General features: G+C 55.2%; 15 protein-coding genes and 3 tRNA genes. 2 read left to right on the top strand and 16 right to left on the bottom strand.

Annotated features, from left to right (window positions below):
• Nucleotides 1–287: 287 nt before the first annotated feature.
• The 14 genes from ACI4OH_RS01165 to ACI4OH_RS01100 form a co-directional block, all read right to left on the bottom strand.
• Nucleotides 288–3,074 carry an FtsK/SpoIIIE family DNA translocase gene (locus ACI4OH_RS01165; RefSeq protein ID WP_439783975.1) on the bottom strand — a complete coding sequence of 929 codons (2,787 nt, stop codon included), beginning with the start codon at nt 3,072–3,074 and terminating at the stop codon, nt 288–290.
• Nucleotides 3,075–3,776: 702 nt separating this feature from the next.
• Nucleotides 3,777–5,054, bottom strand: a complete 1,278-nt coding sequence (locus ACI4OH_RS01160; protein ID WP_439783974.1) for an amidohydrolase — start codon at nt 5,052–5,054, stop codon at nt 3,777–3,779.
• A 35-nt stretch (nt 5,055–5,089) separates the two neighbouring features.
• Nucleotides 5,090–6,331, bottom strand: coding sequence for an adenosylhomocysteinase (locus tag ACI4OH_RS01155; protein WP_432647995.1), 1,242 nt, complete (start codon nt 6,329–6,331; stop codon nt 5,090–5,092).
• A gap of 133 nt (nt 6,332–6,464) precedes the next feature.
• Entirely contained in the window at nt 6,465–7,244 is a 780-nt protein-coding gene (gene surE, locus ACI4OH_RS01150) for a 5'/3'-nucleotidase SurE (RefSeq protein WP_439783973.1), read from the bottom strand.
• A gap of 72 nt (nt 7,245–7,316) precedes the next feature.
• Nucleotides 7,317–7,392: transfer RNA gene (locus tag ACI4OH_RS01145), tRNA-Lys, on the bottom strand.
• A 1-nt stretch (nt 7,393) separates the two neighbouring features.
• Nucleotides 7,394–7,469: transfer RNA gene (locus tag ACI4OH_RS01140), tRNA-Lys, on the bottom strand.
• 97 nt (nt 7,470–7,566) lie between these two features.
• Nucleotides 7,567–8,799, bottom strand: a complete 1,233-nt coding sequence (nhaA, locus tag ACI4OH_RS01135; protein ID WP_439783972.1) for a Na+/H+ antiporter NhaA — start codon at nt 8,797–8,799, stop codon at nt 7,567–7,569.
• A 168-nt stretch (nt 8,800–8,967) separates the two neighbouring features.
• Nucleotides 8,968–9,819, bottom strand: coding sequence for a phosphate ABC transporter permease PstA (gene pstA, locus ACI4OH_RS01130; RefSeq protein ID WP_439783971.1), 852 nt, complete (start codon nt 9,817–9,819; stop codon nt 8,968–8,970).
• A gap of 3 nt (nt 9,820–9,822) precedes the next feature.
• On the bottom strand, nt 9,823–10,740 hold the full coding sequence (pstC, locus tag ACI4OH_RS01125; protein ID WP_435721155.1) for a phosphate ABC transporter permease subunit PstC: 918 nt from the start codon (nt 10,738–10,740) through the stop codon (nt 9,823–9,825).
• Between the two features lie 102 nt (nt 10,741–10,842).
• Entirely contained in the window at nt 10,843–11,727 is an 885-nt protein-coding gene (locus ACI4OH_RS01120; RefSeq protein ID WP_439783970.1) for a phosphate ABC transporter substrate-binding protein, read from the bottom strand.
• A 208-nt stretch (nt 11,728–11,935) separates the two neighbouring features.
• Nucleotides 11,936–12,628 (bottom strand): DUF554 domain-containing protein, encoded by a 693-nt coding sequence (locus tag ACI4OH_RS01115; protein WP_439783969.1) that lies wholly within the window; start codon nt 12,626–12,628, stop codon nt 11,936–11,938.
• Nucleotides 12,629–12,729: 101 nt separating this feature from the next.
• Complete coding sequence (locus tag ACI4OH_RS01110) at nt 12,730–13,110, bottom strand: VOC family protein (protein WP_435721158.1); 381 nt, start codon at nt 13,108–13,110, stop codon at nt 12,730–12,732.
• Between the two features lie 51 nt (nt 13,111–13,161).
• Complete coding sequence (locus tag ACI4OH_RS01105) at nt 13,162–13,485, bottom strand: hypothetical protein (RefSeq protein ID WP_439783968.1); 324 nt, start codon at nt 13,483–13,485, stop codon at nt 13,162–13,164.
• A gap of 98 nt (nt 13,486–13,583) precedes the next feature.
• Complete coding sequence (locus ACI4OH_RS01100; protein ID WP_432647474.1) at nt 13,584–14,489, bottom strand: LysR family transcriptional regulator; 906 nt, start codon at nt 14,487–14,489, stop codon at nt 13,584–13,586.
• Between the two features lie 152 nt (nt 14,490–14,641).
• On the opposite strand from ACI4OH_RS01100, the gene ACI4OH_RS01095 reads away from it, so the two are divergent.
• A complete protein-coding gene (locus tag ACI4OH_RS01095; RefSeq protein ID WP_439783967.1) occupies nt 14,642–15,760 on the top strand; it encodes a 5-methyltetrahydropteroyltriglutamate--homocysteine S-methyltransferase in 1,119 nt (372 codons plus the stop codon).
• A gap of 122 nt (nt 15,761–15,882) precedes the next feature.
• Here ACI4OH_RS01095 and ACI4OH_RS01090 read toward each other — a convergent pair whose 3' ends face one another.
• Nucleotides 15,883–17,319, bottom strand: coding sequence for a hypothetical protein (locus ACI4OH_RS01090; protein ID WP_439783966.1), 1,437 nt, complete (start codon nt 17,317–17,319; stop codon nt 15,883–15,885).
• 218 nt (nt 17,320–17,537) lie between these two features.
• Between ACI4OH_RS01090 and ACI4OH_RS01085 the strand changes: the two genes are divergently transcribed.
• Nucleotides 17,538–17,624 (top strand) — tRNA-Leu (locus ACI4OH_RS01085).
• 228 nt (nt 17,625–17,852) lie between these two features.
• On the opposite strand, the gene ACI4OH_RS01080 is transcribed toward ACI4OH_RS01085, so the two are convergent.
• Complete coding sequence (locus ACI4OH_RS01080) at nt 17,853–18,194, bottom strand: hypothetical protein (RefSeq protein WP_439783976.1); 342 nt, start codon at nt 18,192–18,194, stop codon at nt 17,853–17,855.
• Nucleotides 18,195–18,462: the final 268 nt, after the last annotated feature.

The following is an 18,462-nucleotide window of genomic DNA, read 5'->3' as shown; positions in this document are numbered from 1 at the left end:
ACGCAGTTCGTTACCACTCATGTACTTCAAAAAAATCTACCCCCATAAGAGAAATGTTCCATGTTGCGGAAAAATCTCAGGATTTATGTGTTAAGGTTTACATAACTATTTTCAAGTATACCACAAGGCCCGCGTATTTTTCCAGTAGTTTCACGAGTTTCCTGCAAAGTTTTCCCGCAGGAAACGAAAGACAGCCAAAAGAGGCCGACAGAAGGCAGAAGAAAGCACAAAAAAGAGCCCCAAAAACAAAAGGAGCTCTTTTCGTGATTCATAAGAAAATAATTCGTCTAGGACTCTGCCATGGCGGCTTCGACGGCGGCCAGGGCCTGCTCGGACCCCATGAGGATCTCGCGCGGCTTGCTGCCGATGTTCGGGCCGACGATTTTGAGGTCTTCCATCTCGTCGATGAGGCGCGCGGCGCGCGTGTAGCCGACGCGGAAACGCCGCTGTATGGAAGACGCCGAGGCCTGCCCCGTCGACATGACGAGGTTCACGGCGTCGGGCAGCAGCTCGTCGAGTTTCGGCTGACGGCCGCCCTTGCCCTCTTCTTTTGCTTCTTCTTCCTTCATGGCGTTTTCCGTAAACGAGATGATTTCCTCATTGGCCTCCATCTCCTGCCCCTGCGCGCGGATGAAGTCGAGAAGTTTCTCGACTTCTTCGTCGCTGATGAATGCGCCCTGCACGCGCATGGGCTTGGCGGCACCGACGGGATAAAACAGCATATCGCCGCGGCCGAGCAGCTTTTCCGCGCCGCTGCGGTCGAGAATCGTGCGCGAGTCAATCTGACTCGACACGGCAAACGAAATGCGCGACGGGATGTTGGCCTTGATGATGCCCGTGATGACGTCGACGGAAGGACGCTGCGTCGCGAGCACCATGTGGATGCCGGCCGCGCGGGCCTTCTGCGCAAGGCGGCAGATGGCGTCTTCGACATCGTGCGGCGCGACCATCATGAGGTCGGCGAGCTCGTCGATGATGATGACGATGGCCGGCATCTTGTCGTCGGGGAATTTATTATTGTAGGTTTCCATATTGCGCACGTTGTGCTCGGCGAATTTTGCGTAGCGTTTTTCCATTTCCTGCACGGACCAGTTCAGCACGGACGCGGCCTTCTTGGCCTCCGTGACGACCGGCACCATGAGGTGCGGGATGCCGTTGTAATTCGAGAGCTCGACCATCTTCGGGTCGACGAGGATGAATTTGACTTCATCGGGCTTCGCCTTGAAGAGGATGCTCGTAATCAGCGTGTTGATGCAGACGGATTTACCGGAACCCGTGGCACCGGCGACGAGAAGATGCGGCATCTTCGCGAGGTCCGCAAAAATCGCCTGCCCGCCGATGTCCATGCCGAGGCCGACCGTGAGCTTCGACTTGGCCTGCGCGAAGCGCTCATTTTCGAGCACCTCGCGCAGGGCCACGCCCTCAAGCTCCTTATTCGGCACCTCGATGCCGATGGCGGCCTTGCCGGGGATTGGCTCGATGCGCACGGAAGTCGCCGCGAGGCTCAGGGCGAGGTCGTCGGCGAGATTTGTAATCTTGCTGACCTTGACGCCCGGCGCCGGCTCAAGCTCGTAGCGCGTGACGGCTGGACCGTGGCAGGCGTTGATGATCTTCGCCTTGACGTGGAAGTCCTCGAGCGTCTGCTGCAAAATATGGGCCTTGTCGGCAATTTCCATCTCGAGCGCGGCATTGTGTTTTTTCACATGCTTCGTGAGGATTTCCGTGACCTGCGGCAGGATGTAGGGCCTTGGCGGCGCAGCAGGAGCCTTGACTTCCTCTTTCTGAGATTCGCCGAGGCCGCCACGCGCCGTTTTGGCCGAACCGTCGAGGATGGCCGCAGCCGGCATGATCGGCGCAATTTCGCCGTACGAGGGCATCTCCGTCGGATGCTTCTTCATCGGGCTCGGCGAAGGCGGCACGACAGGTGCCGTCTTTGGCACTGTGAAAGCGGGCTTCGCTGCGGCCGGCGCAGAATCTGCAGGCATGCCGAGAGATTCCTCCCCCCAGCTGTCTGCCGGAGCTTCCTTTCTCAGCCCGTCTGTCCCCGCTGCACGGCTAATATTCTGCAGGCTCGCGGGCGGCGGCGTCATGCCGATGGGCTCAACGGAATCCGGCAGACCCATCGGCCTTTCCCCTGCTTCAGCGGCCGGGCTTTCATTTTCATGATTCCGGCCAAACTCAATCGTAAAGTCCGGCTTTGTGTCCGCATGTGGCTCTGCCGACTCTTCCTTAACAGGATTTTCAGCAGGATTTTCGCCGAGTCCCGTGACCGGGAAGGTATTTTCGGCGGCTTTGGCAGTTGCCGAAGTATTCTGTTCCACAGGGCTGTTCTCCGGGGATTCGCGGAAGCGTTCGTCTTTATCCTGATTATAGAAGCTGCCATGCACCTTTTCGACTTTTTCGCGCACGGCCGTCGCGACGTGTTCTTCCACGCGGCCGCCGACTTCGGCCATTTTGCCATACGTCGACGAGAGAGCCGAGCCCGCGGCCACGGCCCCTTTCTTCGCCTTGGCCTGCGTCTTTAAAAGACCTGCGGCCAAAGACCACGTCGTCGAGAGCAGCACGGCACCGACCGTGCCGACGCCGAGGATGATGATGGAGCCGTCGACGCCAAAGAACTTGCGCAAAAGCAGCAGAAAACCGCCGCCAAGAAGTCCGCCGCCCGTCGGCAGGCTCTCGGGCATAATTTCCGCGCCGACCGGCACCTTGAAGTGATGCCAGATGGCCAGCACGGAAATAAATAGCGCCAAAATGCCGAAAAAGCGCGGCGAATACTTCGGCCCGCGGTGCCTTGTCATGTACGTCCAGGCAATCAGGAGAATCAGGACGGCAATGAGGATGGAACCGACGCCGAAGAAATAGCGCAGGAATTTGGCGAAATAGACGCCGACAAAACCCACGTTGAGGCCGCAGATGCCGCAGATTGAGATGAGGCCGGCAGCAAAAAGCGCGAGGCCAAAAAGCTCATAGCGGCGGCCAGAATGCGCGCGCGCGACCTTATGGCCCGTCTTCTTCGTCGCCGAACGCACAGGCTTGCGCCGCGTACGCGGGCGGGCAGGCGTTGTCTTTTTCAAGAAAATTCCTCCTACAAACACATATATTATTTCGGCATGAGATAATTAGCAAATGGCGGGAAGGACTGTTTCGGTTTGATGATTTCAGCAAAGGGGCCGGTGAAAATATTTCGGCTTCGGTGCTCCATGTAAATGAAGCCCATGATATAAAGATATCCTTAGCCATTTCGCCGTCTGCCACGGCGTTCTCACATCGCAGGACTTAGCCCATCTTTCTTGGACTTCAGCCCTGCAGGCAGAACATTCCACACCTGCAGGCGAAATATTTCCCCCAGCCCTAGTTTCTTTTTATTTACATCGTAGATTCCAAACTTCGTCAGTGACCGAAACAGCCCTTCCCACCTCAGCTGCTTTCAGTCTACATTATAATAAGCCGAAGCCCCACTCTACCGACAAAAAATCGTGCGTTATCCTCTCGCAGAAGGTGGTGAAGACACCTCCTGCGAGAGCAAAAAGGCAGGACGTGACTAGGAGCGGGGGAATATTTTCGCCTGCAGGCGCTGCAGCGACTGCCCGCAGGGCTGGGAGCCGGGAAAACTTTACCTAATGCCACAGTGTCAGAACGCCGCGGCAGGCGGCGAAGTCCCTTTTTCTCAGCAAAACCTGCATGGCTCCCATTTAGCGGAAGCGCCGAAGCCGAAAATATTTCACCGCTCCCCTTGCCAAATGTATCCAATTTTCGCGAACCAGCCCCGCGTACTATTATTTCGTCAGCCTCTCCGCACATTTCTGTGCCTCGAAGAAGATTCTCTCCTTATCGAGCGTCAAGAGCTCGCGTCCTTCCATGAGGACTTTGCCGTCGACGAGCACGGTGTCTGCGGAATCCGCATGTGCCGAGTAAACGAGCAGCGATGCGAGGTCGTTACGCGGGTACCAGGCCGCGCTGTTCATATTGAACAGCGTGAGATCGGCCTTGCAGCCCTTTTCGATTTTGCCGACATTTTTGAGTCCTGCAGCCTTTGCGCCGTACTCCGTGCCCATCTTGAGGGCTGTGCGGGCCGGTACTGCCAACGGGTCAAGGGTATTGACTTTATGCAGCATGGCCGCGAGGTTGATTTCCTCGAGCATGTCGAGGTTGTTGTTCGACGAGGCACCGTCCGTGCCGAGGGCCACGCAGACGCCCTCTTTCAGGAGGCGCGGCACCGGCGCGACGCCGCTTGCGAGCTTCATGTTGCTGCCCGGATTATGCGCGACGCGGATGCCGTATTTCTTGATAATGGCGATGTCCTCGTCGTCGAGGTGGACGCAGTGTGCGGCAAGCGTGCCGCTCTCGAAAAGCCCTGTTTCCTCGACATAGCGGAACGGGCGCTTGCCGTACGTCTTCGTGATCTGTTCGATCTCAGCCTTCGTCTCGGCCATGTGGATATGGACTTCGGCGCCGCATTTTTTTGCGGCTGCGCTGACTTTCTTCAAAAAGTCCGGCGGGCAGGTGTACGGGGCATGCGGTCCAAACATGACCGTGATGCGGCCGTGTTCAGCTCCATGGAAGTCGTTAAACAGGCTGACATTTTCTTCAAGCTTTTTGTCGCCGTCCGGTGCCACGCCGATGATGCCGCGCGAGAGCACGGCCCGGAGCCCCGAGTCGATGGCGACTTCGGCGACTTTTTCCATGTACGGTCCGTACATGTCGGCAAAGGTCGTCGTGCCGCCTTCAATCATCTCGACGGCGGCGAGCATGGCGCCCCAGTAGATGTCCTCTTCCTGCATCTTCGCCTCGGCCGGCCAAATCATGTTGTTGAGCCAGTCCATGAGGTTCATATCGTCGGCGTAGCTGCGAAAGAGCGTCATCGAGGCGTGCGTATGGGCATTGACAAAGCCCGGCACGGCAAATTTATGTTTGCCGTCGATGACTTTGGCCGCGCGGAAATCCGCCGGCACCTCGCCGACGCCGACGATTTTGTCCCTGTCAATCATGATATTCGTGAGTGGCGTCGTGCCGTCCGGCAGGAACGCATATACGTTTTTAATCAGTGTCTTCATGATTTATATTCTCCGTTTACGCAAGACTTACGCCATTACGCCATATTGAGGTAAGCGCGCTGCTCCGGCGTCAGCGTGTCGATCTCGATGCCCGAAGCCTTGAGCTTGATTTCCGCAATCTTCGTGTTGATTTCCTCCGGCATCAGGTGTACGCCCTTCGTCATTTCCTTGCCGTGTTTCAGGAGATGCAGAGCCGAGAAGAACTGCACGCCAAACGAGAGGTCCATGATTTCAGCCGGATGACCGTCACCGGCTGCGAGGTTGACAAGGCGGCCTTCGGCGAGCAGATAGAGCTTGCGGCCGTCTTTCTGCTTGAATTCTTCGATGTTCTTGCGGACCGTGCGGCGCGAGACGGAGAGGGACTCGAGCTCCGGGATGTTGATTTCGACGTCAAAGTGGCCGGAGTTCGCCATGATGGCACCGTTCTTCATGACTTCGAAATGGCGCTTGCGGATGATGTCCTTGTCGCCCGTCAGCGTCAGGAAGATATCGCCGATTTTGGCTGCTTCATCCATCGGCATGACGCGGAAACCGTCGAAAACAGCCTCGATGGCCTTGATTGGGTCGACTTCCGTGACGATGACATTGGCGCCGAGGCCGCGCGCACGCATGGCACCGCCCTTGCCGCACCAGCCGTAGCCGGCGATGACGACGTTCTTGCCGGCGATGACGACATTCGTTGTGCGCATGATGCCGTCCCAGGTCGACTGGCCCGTGCCGTAGCGGTTATCGAAGAGGTATTTGCAGTAAGCGTCGTTCGCTGCAATCATCGGGAATTCGAGCTTGCCTTCGTTTGCGAGAGCTCTGAGGCGATGAACGCCCGTCGTCGTCTCCTCGCTGCCGCCGATGATGCCCGAGAGCAGCTCGCGGCGTTTCGTGTGCAGCATGTGCACGAGGTCGCCGCCGTCGTCGATGACGAAATCCGGCTTGATGTCGAGGGCTTTATTGATGAAGGTATCGTATTCTTCCGGCGTGCAGTCGTGCCAGGCGAAGACATGCAGACCATCCTCAACGAGGGCCGCGGCGACATCATCCTGCGTCGACAGCGGGTTGCTGCCCGTAATGGCGACTTCGGCACCGGCATGATGGAAAATCTCGGCCATATAAGCCGTCTTGGCCTCGAGGTGCAGCGTGATGACCATCTTCTTGCCAGCAAAAGGCTTCGAGACGGAGAATTCTTTATCGACAGCCGCCATGACCGGCATGAAGTTCTTTACCCAGTTGATTTTATCGTGGCCCGAAGGAGCCAGTTTGATATCGCGAATCATTGATTCCATGAAAAATACCTCCTAATAAACATTCTACCCTTTATTTTAGCACGAAAAAAACTTTGCGTCACGCCCATCTGTCCCGCGCGCACATTTACAGGCCTTTCGAGCCATGCGGGGGGCAAAAGACATAACGCAAAATTCAGCGGTTCAGTAACTTTTCAATCATCATGTAGTCCGTGAGGTCGACCATAAGCGGCGTCACGGCGATAAAGCCATGCTCGACGGCGTAAATGTCCGTCGGCTCGCTCTTGTCCGTGTCGAAAATCTCGCCGGCAACGGTGTAGAAAATGCGGCCGTCCTCGCGTTCCTGCTTCTTGAACGCATTGTGGTAGTCGCGTTTTCCCTGACGGCCAAAGACGACCTGCGGCCGGCCATCCTCGCCGAGCGCATACCTTCGCGGGAAATTGACATTCCAGAACACGGGCTTTTCCTCTTCGGCTGCCGCGCGACCCTTCATGACCTGCTCGAGAAGCTTCGCAAATTCTTCGGCCGCCTCGTCGTAGGAAATCTCGCTGTCCACGTCCATCGATACAGCAAACGACGAGATATCGTGCAGCATGCCTTCCATCGCCGCGCCGACCGTGCCCGAATACAGGATGTCCGTCGCGAGGTTCGCGCCGTGGTTGATGCCCGAGACGACAACATCGGGCTTTTCCTCGGCAATGGCCTCAAGGTAGAGCTTGACGCTGTCCGTCGGCGTGCCGTCGACGGCCCAGGCCTCGATGCCGTATTTTTCCCGCAGTTTGTCTGCCTGCAGCAGCTCCAAGGGTTTGCCGACATTCAGCGCATGGGCCATGCCGCTCTGCTGGCGCGCCGGCGCCGAGACGATGACTTCATGGCCCTTCTTCAAAAATGCCTTGACGAGGGACTCGAGGCCGTAGGCCGCGACGCCGTCATCATTCGAGATGAGGATTCGCATAGATTCACTTTCCTTCCTATTATATATAAGGTACAAAAAAGGCCCCTTTCGCAAGGAGCCGTTATCGTCAAATGGTGACCCACCACGGAATCGAACCGTGAACCTACTGATTAAGAGTCAGTTGCTCTGCCAGTTGAGCTAGTGAGTCATGGTGACCCACCACGGAATCGAACCGTGAACCTACTGATTAAGAGTCAGTTGCTCTGCCAGTTGAGCTAGTGAGTCATCATTTCGTGTTTTGTTCTTGATTGCCTTGTCGCAACCAACGAATATTATTATAAACGGGACTCATTGTTCTGTCAATACTTTTTTCAGTGATTTTTTAGTTCGCAGCATCGGCCCTGCCCTCAGCGGACGCCGCGGACGGCGTGCCGAGAGACTGCAGCTTGAAGAATACCGTGCCGAGAATGCCCGAAAGAATCGAGGCACAGAGGATGCTGATTTTCGCGAGGTCGAGCTGCGCGGCCTCAGGGAAGGCCAGCGACGCGATGAAAATCGACATCGTAAAGCCGATGCCGCCGAGCATGCCCGTCGCGGCGAGCTGGGCCTTCGTCGCATTTCCCGGCAGCGGCAGCTTGAAGACCTTGCAGAGCAGGAACGTCGCGCCGAAAATGCCGAGGGGCTTGCCGAGGCAGAGGCCCGCGAGGATGCCGAGGAAAATCGGCGAAGCAAAGTCGAACGACGCAAGCGAGATGGCCACACCGGCATTCGCGAGTGCGAAAATCGGCATGATGCCATAGGCCGACCATGGCTCAAGTGCATGTTCAAGCTTATGGAGAAGCGAGTTTTCGGGCTCCCTTGCCGCCGGAATCGAAAGGCCTAACAGCACGCCCGCAATCGTCGGATGAATGCCGGCCTGCAGGAATGCATACCAGGCCACAAGGCCCAGCGCGATATAGAGCGGCACAAAGCGCACGCGCAGCCTGCCGACGATGAAAGCCGCGGCAATGGCCAGAAGCCCCACGAAAAGGGCGCCAAACGCGAGGTCGGAATTGTAGAAGAGCGCGATGACGACAATGGCGCCGAGGTCATCGACGATGGCCAGTGCCGTCAAAAAGACGACGAGCCCTAAAGGGGCCTGCCTTGCCGCGATGGTCATGATGCCGAGGGCAAAGGCGATATCCGTGGCCATCGGGATGCCCCAGCCGCCGAACGTCGGCTGCCCGAGGTTGATGGCCGCGTAGAGGATGGCCGGCACAATCATGCCGCCGAGGGCCGCGCCGACGGGCAAGAGCATCGCCGAAGCCGTGCGCAGCTCGCCGTAGAGGAATTCGCGCTTGATTTCAAGGCCGATGACAAAGAAGAACACGGCCATGAGGCCATCGTTAATCCAGTGCAGCAGGCCCATCTCGACGACGTACTCCCCTGCCCCGATGGCGATTGGCAGATGCAGGATATGCTCGTAGCCCGCGGCCAGCGGCGAATTGGCAAGAATCAGCGCGAGAATCGCGCAGAACAGCAAAATGACACCGCTGCTCGCCTCCCAGCGCAGAAACGCGAGAAACGGCTCGGCCACGGCCTGCAGGGAATGAATGAAACGAATCGGATCTTTCATGAACATCACTTCCTTTTATATTGGACTATTTTATATCATATTACTCTATTTTAACTTTACCATAAAATCGTCCGCAAGAAAAGGAATTCGATTACAAAAAAGCATCACATGGATGCCATTTCCTTATGAAAGCATGCGGAAATGGCTCTGTGATGCATAGAGAGAGGCTTAACGTTTCGGGATATGTTTCATGAAGCGGATCGGCAGCAGCAGCACGAAATTGAAGACGAGGATCGTCAGGATCAGCAGTGCGCCAATGCCGTTGGCGATGGCATCGCGGTCCGGCACCAGGCCCGTACTCATGAGATACCAGAGATGGACGGCCAGCGTCTCGCCGCCAGCCATGACGTCCGTATCGAACATGTGGCGCGAAACCGTCGTGCCAGCTGTGAAGATGAGGATAGCCGTTTCACCGAGGGCACGGCCGGCCGTCAGCGTGATGCCCGTGAGGATGCCCGGCATGGCACTCGGCAGCACGACCTTGAAAATCGTCTGCAGTTTCGTCGCGCCGAGGGCCAGGCTTGCTTCTTCATACGACCTCGGCACCGTGCGGATGGATTCTTCCGTGACGCGCACGAGCATCGGCAGATTCAGGAGCACCAAGGTCAGCGAACCGCCGAGAATGGAAAAGCCCATGTTCATCATATTGACGAAGATGATCATGCCGAACAGGCCGAGGACGATGGACGGCACCGTCGCGAGGCTCTCGACCGACAGGCGGATGCACTTCGTGAGTTTATTTTCACGTGCGTACTCCGCGAGGTAAATGCCGGCGCCCAGTGCGATTGGAATGGAAATGGCCATGGAAATCAGCAGCATGTAGAACGAGTTGAAGAGCTGCGAACCAACGCCGCCGCCTGCCGTCATGTCGCTCGATTTGCCGAAAATAAAGTGCGGCGAGAGCACGGGCAGTCCCTTATAAAGAAGGTACCCGAGGAAGGCCGCGAGCAGGCCGAGGATGAAGAACCCCGTGAGCCAAAGGCCGGCTCTGGCAATCTGATTTTGTACTTTTGAATTCATAGCTTAAACCCTCCTCGTACCGAAGCGGCGGATGACAAGAATCATCGCGAGCGACAGCAGCAAGAGCACGAAGGCCATGAGGAACAGCGCGTTGCCCCAGACCGAGCCAAACGGCGTATTGCCCATCTCGACGACGATGTTACTCGTCAGCGTGGCCGTTGGGGAAAACAGCGACGTGATGACCTGCGGCGTATTGCCGATGAGCATCTGCACGGCCATGGTCTCGCCGACCGCACGGGCCATGGCGAGGACGACTGCCGTCAGGATGCCCGGAGCCGCAGCCGGCACGATGACGTGCACGATCGTCTGCCACCACGTAGCGCCGAGGGCAAGGCTCGCCTCTTCCAAAGGTCTCGGCACGGCGTTCAGGGCATCCGTGCTGATAGAAAGAATCGTCGGCATGATCATGATGGCGAGTACGAGAGACGCTGCGAGCACGCCAAAGCCCGTCGATGTGCCAAACGTATCGCGTAAGTAAGGCACGAGCAGCTGCAGGCCGACATAGCCGTAAACGACCGAAGGAATCGCGACGTAAAGGTCCGTAGCCGGACGCATGATGTTTTTGAGCCATACAGGAGCGACCTTCGCGAGGAAAATCGCGCCCAAAAGGCCGAGCGGCGCGCCGATGAGGACCGAAAGAAGAGTCGTCGCCAGAGAACCGATGATGAACGAAAGTGCGCCAAACTTGCCAAGCGACGGATCCCAGCTTGCGCTGAAGAAGAACTCAATCGGGCTGACCTCGGCAAATGTCATAAGGCCCTGCCGTCCAACAAAGAAGATAATCGAGAAAATGATGATTGTCATGAGACAGGCAGCCGCGATAAAGAGATACCGCCCGCACTTGTCGTAGAATAGCCTGCGTTCATGACCGCCGCCCGGGGATTTCTGCTCCAGACGGCCGATACTTGCTGCCCGTTCCATTTTGTTAACCTCCTGAATAAACCTTCTGAAATGAATGTCCTACATAAACGTGATGCAGGACCGAAGCCCTGCATCATCATGTTGTTTCGTTATCCGAAACGATTACTTTTTCATCTTGTTGACCGGGATGAAGCCGAGCTTTTCAACCTGGCTGTTCTGGAACTCATCACTGAGGATGTAGTCGATGAAAGCCTTGACTGCGCCGGTCGGCTCACCTTTCGTGTACATGTGGCCATAGCCGTAAATCGGATATTTGCCATCGATGATGTTCTGCGGGGAATACTCGACACCGTCGAACTTGAGGACCTTGACGGAATCATCAGCATACGGAGCATCGACATAGCCGATGGAACCCGGCGTGCTGGCAATGGCAGCGCGGACAGCACCGTTGGAATCCTGGATGACAGCATTATCCGTGAAAGCTGCGCCCTTCAGCACGACATCGCTGATTGTAGCGCGCGAACCCGAGGATTTTGCACGATGGATCAGGGTGATTGCCTGATCGTCGCCGCCGACTTCCTTCCAGTTCGTGATCTTGCCCGTCAGGATGTCAATGGCCTGCTGCTTCGTGATGTTGTCGACTTTGTTGGCCTTGTCGACGATGAAGACGAACGGCTCGACGACGACCTTGTGGTCAACGAGGCCCTTGTCCTTGTAATCGTCCGGCAGATTGACATCCGAGTTGCCGATCTGGACAGCGCCTTCAGCGACCTGATTCATGCCCGTGAAGGAACCGCCGCCGGCGATGTTGACCGTGACTTTATCGTATTTATCCTGGAACGCTTCCTGCGCCGGTTTCAGGAGCGGCAGCAGAGCCGTCGAGCCCGAAGCCGAGATCTTGCCGGAGATTTCCTGCTGAGCAGCGCCGCTGCCCGAGGAGCTGGAGGCCGACTGGCCACCGCCGCAGCCCGTCAGCATCACTGCCATGCTGGCAGCAATCGCACCGACGGAGAGAATTTTCTTCATCTTGCTGAGTTGACTAAACATATCCATTTCCTCCCAAATCATTTGCTGATTGGCAACTACCGGAACCATTTGGTTCCCTTCATCGTTCTCCTATATCGTAGCAAAGATTGGGGGGGGGATTGTTGTGCCTTTGTAAATTCCATGTTAAGAAAACGGTAAAATAAAAAGCCTCCCCTTTTCCCTTGCAGGAATAAAGGAAGGCAGCCTATACGAGCTGGCAGAAGTCCCGTCAAAGCATCCAGACAACCGCAATCACCAGCGCGGGCAGGAAATTTGCAACGCGCACGTGCGGCAGTCCGAAAAGATTCGTCCCAACGCAGAAGATCAAAATATCGCCAACGGCACTGAGTGCTGACAGGGCCTCAGGAGTCATAAACGGCTCTAACAGCCCCGCTGCGAGGAAAATCGCGCCCTGAAAAATGCCAACCGACAGCGCCGAAAAGATGCAGCCCCTGCCGAGTGCCGACGTCATGATCATGACGATGACGGCATCGAGCACGGTTTTCGCAAACAGCACCGACGGGTCCGCGAGCAGCCGGTCGTTGATGGAGCCAATGACGGCCATCGCGCCGATGCAGACCGTCAGCGACGCCGTGACAAAACCATCGACAATGCGCGTATCGCCGCTGCTGCCCGTCTTTTTCTTGAGCCAGACGCCAAACTGTTCCATGCGGTCCTCGATGTTGATGGCCTCGCCAATCAGAGCCCCGCCGATGAGGCTCGCCAGCATCCGGTACGTCCCCGTCAGCTCAACGCCGCCCTCTGTCACCACCAGCATTTCCTTGACCGTCCCCGTCAGCCCGAGAAAAATCACCGCGACCGCACAGGCCATCATCAAAGTCTTCTGGAACCTCTCCGAAATCAGCCGCCCAAAGCCAAGTCCCACAAGGCCGCCTGCAACAATCCCCAATACATTCGCCAAAACACCAATCCCCGGAAACAAAAAATCCCCGCCCTTCTATTATAATGAAAGATTTCTTCCATAAAGATACCTTCCATTATAACACAGGACGAGGATGATGTTCATTTTACTTCGATATCCAGCACTTTCTTGACAGCCCCCGGCTTCTCCTGAAACAGCTCAAGTGTCAGTCCGTCCGGCAGCTGCACCCATTTTTCAGGCTTGCCCTCGATATGATGGACGCCCTCGACGGCGAGCATTTCCTTTAATACTTCAGGCATATCCTCGACGACGATACCGAGGTGATGCCCCTGCCCTGCCTTGTAGTCATCCGGTGCGGCCACGAGCTGGATGCCGCCCTTGAGCCAGACCATTTTGAGCTGACCGTCTTTTTCCTTGCGGCGCGTCTCGGTCATGCCGAGGATTTTCTCAAAGAAATTCTTCGTCCATTCGATATCCTGTACCGTCACGGCGGCGTGTTCTACATACGACTGTCTTGCCATATTTTCACCTTTTCCTTTATCTACGCAATGGATGCTCAAATTATGCGGTTGTCAAAAATCCTCCGGCAGCGGCAGTCCGAAATGGATGCAGACGTCGGGGAAGCCCTCTACTGGGTACCAGCCGCGGATTTTGTCGGGGATGGCGTGGTCGGTCTGGGCCTCGCCTGTTTCGAACATCTTCTCGAATTTGCATTCGCGGTGCGACTCCGGCGCGCCGATTTTGGCACAAATCATGCCTTCCTCGAAGCCGGCCTTCTTCGCCTTGATGTTGGCCGCCAAAATCTTGTGCTGACGGTCAATCAGGCGCGCCACGCCTGGGAAATAATCGTACGTCTGATGAAATTCTGCCTTGAGTTCTTCGATGGTCTTTGCCATTTTGTTCGCCCCTTCTTCAAAAAAGCCAAAAGCTTCCTATAATATATTACACTCTTATTTATTCGCCGCCCACGGCCGGATTCCTGCCGTGCGTTCCCTCACATCTCCCCGACAATCTGCTGCAGATGCTCGAGGTAGACCTGCCCGTAGCGCGAAAGGACGGTCTCCTTGCGCATGATACAGCCGATTTTCATCTGTTCCTTCATTTTCAGGGGCTTCGCGATGATGTTGTCGCCGTTCAGCGCATGCGAGATGACGCCGGAACAGACGGTGTAGCCGTTGAGGCCGATGAGCAGGTTGAAGAGGGTCGCTCGGTCCTGCACGCGGATATTTTTCTTCTGCTCCGTCGAGTCGAGAAATTCTTCCTGATAATAAAAGGAATTGTAAACGCCCTGCTCATAGGTCAGATACGGATAATTCTTCAAATCGCGCAGGGTGATGACGTCTTTCTCCGCCAGCGGATGCTGCGACGAGATGAAGACGTGGGGCTTTGCCGTGAAGAGCTCTGTAAACGTCAGATTGTGCGCCGAGAAAATCTTTTTGAGGATTTTTTCGTTGGCATAGCTCAAATAAAGGATGCCGAGCTCGCTCTTCATGTTCGCCACGTCCTCGATGATTTCGTGCGTCTGCTCCTCGCGAATCGTGAAGTCGTACTGCGGCGCGTCAAACTCGCGGATGAGCTGAACAAACGCATTGACGGCAAACGAATAATGCTGACAGGACACGGTAAAATGCGGTTTTGTTTCCTTGAGCCCTTTAAATGTGTCCTCAAGCTCGTCGGCCTCGTCGATGACCTTGCGCGCATAGCCCAAAAAGCGTTCGCCGTCCGGCGTCAGGGTCACGCCCTTGTTCTGGCGCAGAAAAAGCGTCAGATTCATTTCTTTTTCAAGTTCGCGAATCGCGGCCGTGATGCTCGGCTGCGAGACGAAGAGATGCGCGGCGGCCTGTGTGATGTTTCCCGTCTCGGCCACCGCGATGAGATAGCGCAGCTGCTGCAGTGTCATATAATTGCTCCTTTCGCAATAGGATTTTCCTATTGCAGACAATATATTTTCGATATTTTTAATTTCATTCCTCTTCCTGTATAATAACTTGCATAAGAAGAAAACACAAGCATTCATATAGATTTCGTATGAATTTAGAGGAGGAAGACATTATGACGACTGAAAGAATCCCTTACCGCTATGATATTGTAGGAAGTTTCCTGCGCAAACCGGAGCTCAAGGCCGCGAGAAAAGCGTTTGAAAACGGCAAAATAACGGCCGATGAGCTCAAGGCACAGGAAGACGCGAGCATCCGCGAGCTCGTGGCTGATGAGAAAAAGGCCGGCCTCAAGGCCGTGACGGACGGCGAATACCGCCGCGCGTTCTGGCATCTCGACTTTCTCTGGGGACTTACGGGCGTCGACAAAGTCAAGGCCGAGCATTTCTCCGTGGCCTTCAAGGGCTTCCAGCCCAAGGCCGAGACCATTAAAATCACGGACAAAATCGACTTCCCGGAGAATCATCCGTTCCTCGACCATTTCCGCTTTTTGAAATCCATCGCAGGCGATGCCACGGCCAAGCAGACGATTCCCTCCCCGTCAATGCTGCACCTCATCTGCTGCGTCCGCAACGCGGATTATCAGCCAATTGAACGCTATAAAAATGAAGATGACCTTTTTGCGGACATCGCCGCTGCCTACCAGAAGGCCGTCAAGGCCTTTTACGAAGCCGGCTGCCGCTATCTGCAGTTCGACGATACGTCGTGGGGTGAGTTCTGCTCCGCCGACAAGCGCAAGGCCTACGCAGAGCGCGGCATCGACGTCGACGCCGTCGGCCGCAAGTACGTCGAGGTCCTCAACAAAATTCTCGAAGCAAAACCAGCCGACATGACCATCACGATGCACATCTGCCGCGGCAACTTCCGTTCGACCTGGTCGTCCGCGGGCGGCTACGAGCCCGTTGCCGACATTCTCTTCTCCCACTGCCATGTCGACGGCTTCTTCCTCGAGTACGATTCCGACCGCGCCGGCACGTTTGAGCCGCTGCGCTTCATCAAAAATCAGAAAGTCGTCCTCGGCCTCGTGACCTCGAAAACACCGGAGCTCGAAAAAAAAGAGGACATCATCGCACGCATCCACGAAGCCGAAAAATACCTGCCGCTCGACCAGCTCTCGCTGAGCCCGCAGTGCGGCTTCGCCTCGACGGAAGAAGGCAACCTCCTGACCGAAGACGAAGAATGGGCCAAAATCCGCCTCGTCAAAGAAATCGCCGAAGAAGTCTGGAGCAAATAAAGAAATAGAAATACGAAACAGCACGGAGATAAAATCATCCGTGCTGTTTTTCTTCCTATCTATATGGTGCTATATAAGATGCTGCCCACAGTTCTCCGGCGAAGCGCAGACAGCCGTTGTATTTATTTTTTCCCTTTGCGCCGCTCCGCCAGAGAAATGACTTTGCGCTGTGCCCTCTCAGCCCTGCGCGCCTGACGCTCGGCGGCTTTTTCCTGTTTTTTCTGCTCCTTGAGCTCAATTTTGGAAAAACCGTGCTGCGACGGCAGACGGGCATGGTCGTGGATTTTTTTCAGGAACGGCAGCATATCTCGGACCAGCGCATGGCGTTCTGCAGTCTCAAGCTCCGGAACAGCCTGCAGAATCGCAAAAAGAATATCCTTGCTCTTTGGCTCTGCCATATTCTGCGCAAAGGCCATCGTCATAATGTCCGGCAGGACTTCATAAAACGAGGTTTCCTGCAGATACGGCCACTTATTGCCCAAAAGCTGGAACATGGCCTTCCAGACCCTCTCACTGCTCTTGTCCAAAAATTCATGGCTCCAGATTTCACTTTGCGTCGGAATATAGTAAACGGCATCCTTTGAAAGAGGCGGATTCTCTTCCGGCTCTTCCTCCAGGTCCGGGCGCAGCCATCCATCCTGGTAAAAAACTGTCTGCATTTCCGTTGGCACCTTTGCCAGATGTTCCAAAACCTCCTGTTCCGTCCACGAAAAGTCCGGCCGCTGGCGAAGCATCTGCATGAGCACAGACAGCGGATAAACGTCATAGATATCTTCGGCCAGTGAAACGGCCGACTCAATCCAGGCCGTCTGGCGATATTCCACCCAGAAATCCACCGTCAGCAAATTTTGCATTATATCGGCAACATCCTGCGGCATTACGTAGTCGTGAACGAACAGCTCCGACAAATAGCCCATTTCCAGAAGATTCGGCAGACCAAAATACGGGACGGTCTCCAGCTGAGCCGGCTCCGGGAACATATCCATCATATCCGCGGGCGGCTTTTCCTCAAGCAGCTGCAGCAGAGCCTGCATTTCTTCATGCGGCAGCCATAAAAGAATGTTTCGCATCCGGTCCGGATTCAGCATTTCCAAAACGAGCTGCATCCGGTATTCCGCCTTGTGCAGCGATTTTCGGATGTGGATACCCCGCGCTTCGGCAATGGTGATCAGCTCGCTCTTCGTATACCCGTCCAGCGTCTCCCGAAACGGCGTGGGATCACGGTAATACATGTTGCCGCCGGCGTCTACGAGGCTGGACTCATCATCATAGAAAACGTCGCTGTCCTCTTCGTCAAAATTTATATCGCCATACGGATAATGGTCGAGCACATCGTCTTCGTCATAATCATCGTAATCATCATCTGACATCTGCGCTGATGCCTCATCCATGATCCGGCTGAATTTCTCCATCGCCTCTTCCACGCATTTTCTCTTCTGCTCCGGCGTCATGCGTTCATATTCCTCGTCCGTAACAAAAACATCCTGCATCTTCTCAAACATCTTATCGTACAATTCCTTAGGAACAGCCTTCGTATGCTTCTCGGGCTTCTTCCTCATGTCACATTCCCCGCTTTCCGTCATGATTTGTCGTATGTATTTATTATTCCGCGCACATCATGGATACTCCTGCCGTGCCATAGGTTTTTTCTTCATTCTAAGAACGTTTAGAGAAGTTCTGCCTGGAAATCCATCTAAAATCCGCATCATACATTGACAATCTGGCCCTATACTGTTATAATATTTTATGTTAACGACACATGGTACATGGTCGTTACGCCGGAGTGGCGGAATTGGCAGACGCAGCAGACTCAAAATCTGCCGTTGGCAACAACGTACCGGTTCAAGTCCGGTCTTCGGCACCACTAGGAAATACAAGGCTTCGCGGGGTTTCCGCGGGGTCTTTTTTTGTTAATTACCGACTTCACGCGCGAGTTCCTCCATGACTGCCGCTATTGAGGCGAAAAGAATACTTGCCGAAAATGCTGACCCGGTTTAGGGCCAACCTTTTTCAATCTACGCCTTTTGCGCCGCCCACGGACGCAAAGAGCCCCTCATCCAGTCACGGATGAAGGGCTCTCCGCGTATTTAAGTCAATGCAGGTTTTTCTGGAGTAAGTCAAGATAGCGCGGGCGTTCCTGTTCGGGGATCTTGAGCATATCCATTACGCGCTCTACGCTCCAGCCAGTGCCGGCAACAAAGTTTCGTATATTTTCCAGCATGGTCTCGTCACGGACCGAAGCGAGTTCGGAGCGGCGGTCCATGATGGCCATCTCGCGGTTGATGTAGCGGCGGCGCTCCTCTTTGTCGCTCAAAAAGACCTGCGTTGCATCCAGCGCGTCTTTGATTTTTTCATCTTTCATCGCCAGCTCCCTCCGTTCTTCTTTCGTCAGCTGGTTGGCAAAATACGCGAGCCAGCGTTCCATCTTTGTCAGCTGGCTGATTGGCTTTTTCGGCGCCTCGCGTATTTTGGAATCTCGAGAAAATGCAGCTCGAGTGCCGCAAAAGCTCTTCTTCTCGTGTCAAAGCAAGCACCCCTTTTTTGCTTTCATTATACCATAAAGAAAGTCGAAAAGCCCAGAAAACTGTTGTTGGCATCTCATCTGAGTAAAAAAAGCAACCACTGCCGCGAAGGCAGTGGCTCAGAAATGGATGGGTTGAATGAAATATGGAAAGAATCTGCTATGGTCATATGGTAAAGGG

It is taken from the genome of Mitsuokella apri (assembly GCF_051886055.1).
Taxonomy (GTDB): domain Bacteria; phylum Bacillota; class Negativicutes; order Selenomonadales; family Selenomonadaceae; genus Mitsuokella.
Note: the sequence above shows the minus strand (reverse complement) of the source record. Positions and strands in the feature narration are given on the sequence as shown.

Coding starts and splice junctions, on each gene's coding strand:
- ACI4OH_RS01120 (WP_439783970.1), bottom strand. CDS start 11,727: ATGTTTAGTCAACTCAGCAAGATGAAGAAAATTCTCTCCGTCGGTGCG.
- ACI4OH_RS01095 (WP_439783967.1), top strand. CDS start 14,642: ATGACGACTGAAAGAATCCCTTACCGCTATGATATTGTAGGAAGTTTC.
- ACI4OH_RS01155 (WP_432647995.1), bottom strand. CDS start 6,331: ATGGAATCAATGATTCGCGATATCAAACTGGCTCCTTCGGGCCACGAT.
- ACI4OH_RS01105 (WP_439783968.1), bottom strand. CDS start 13,485: ATGGCAAAGACCATCGAAGAACTCAAGGCAGAATTTCATCAGACGTAC.
- ACI4OH_RS01100 (WP_432647474.1), bottom strand. CDS start 14,489: ATGACACTGCAGCAGCTGCGCTATCTCATCGCGGTGGCCGAGACGGGA.
- ACI4OH_RS01090 (WP_439783966.1), bottom strand. CDS start 17,319: ATGAGGAAGAAGCCCGAGAAGCATACGAAGGCTGTTCCTAAGGAATTG.
- pstA (WP_439783971.1), bottom strand. CDS start 9,819: ATGAATTCAAAAGTACAAAATCAGATTGCCAGAGCCGGCCTTTGGCTC.
- nhaA (WP_439783972.1), bottom strand. CDS start 8,799: ATGAAAGATCCGATTCGTTTCATTCATTCCCTGCAGGCCGTGGCCGAG.
- pstC (WP_435721155.1), bottom strand. CDS start 10,740: ATGGAACGGGCAGCAAGTATCGGCCGTCTGGAGCAGAAATCCCCGGGC.
- ACI4OH_RS01160 (WP_439783974.1), bottom strand. CDS start 5,054: ATGAAGACACTGATTAAAAACGTATATGCGTTCCTGCCGGACGGCACG.
- surE (WP_439783973.1), bottom strand. CDS start 7,244: ATGCGAATCCTCATCTCGAATGATGACGGCGTCGCGGCCTACGGCCTC.
- ACI4OH_RS01110 (WP_435721158.1), bottom strand. CDS start 13,110: ATGGCAAGACAGTCGTATGTAGAACACGCCGCCGTGACGGTACAGGAT.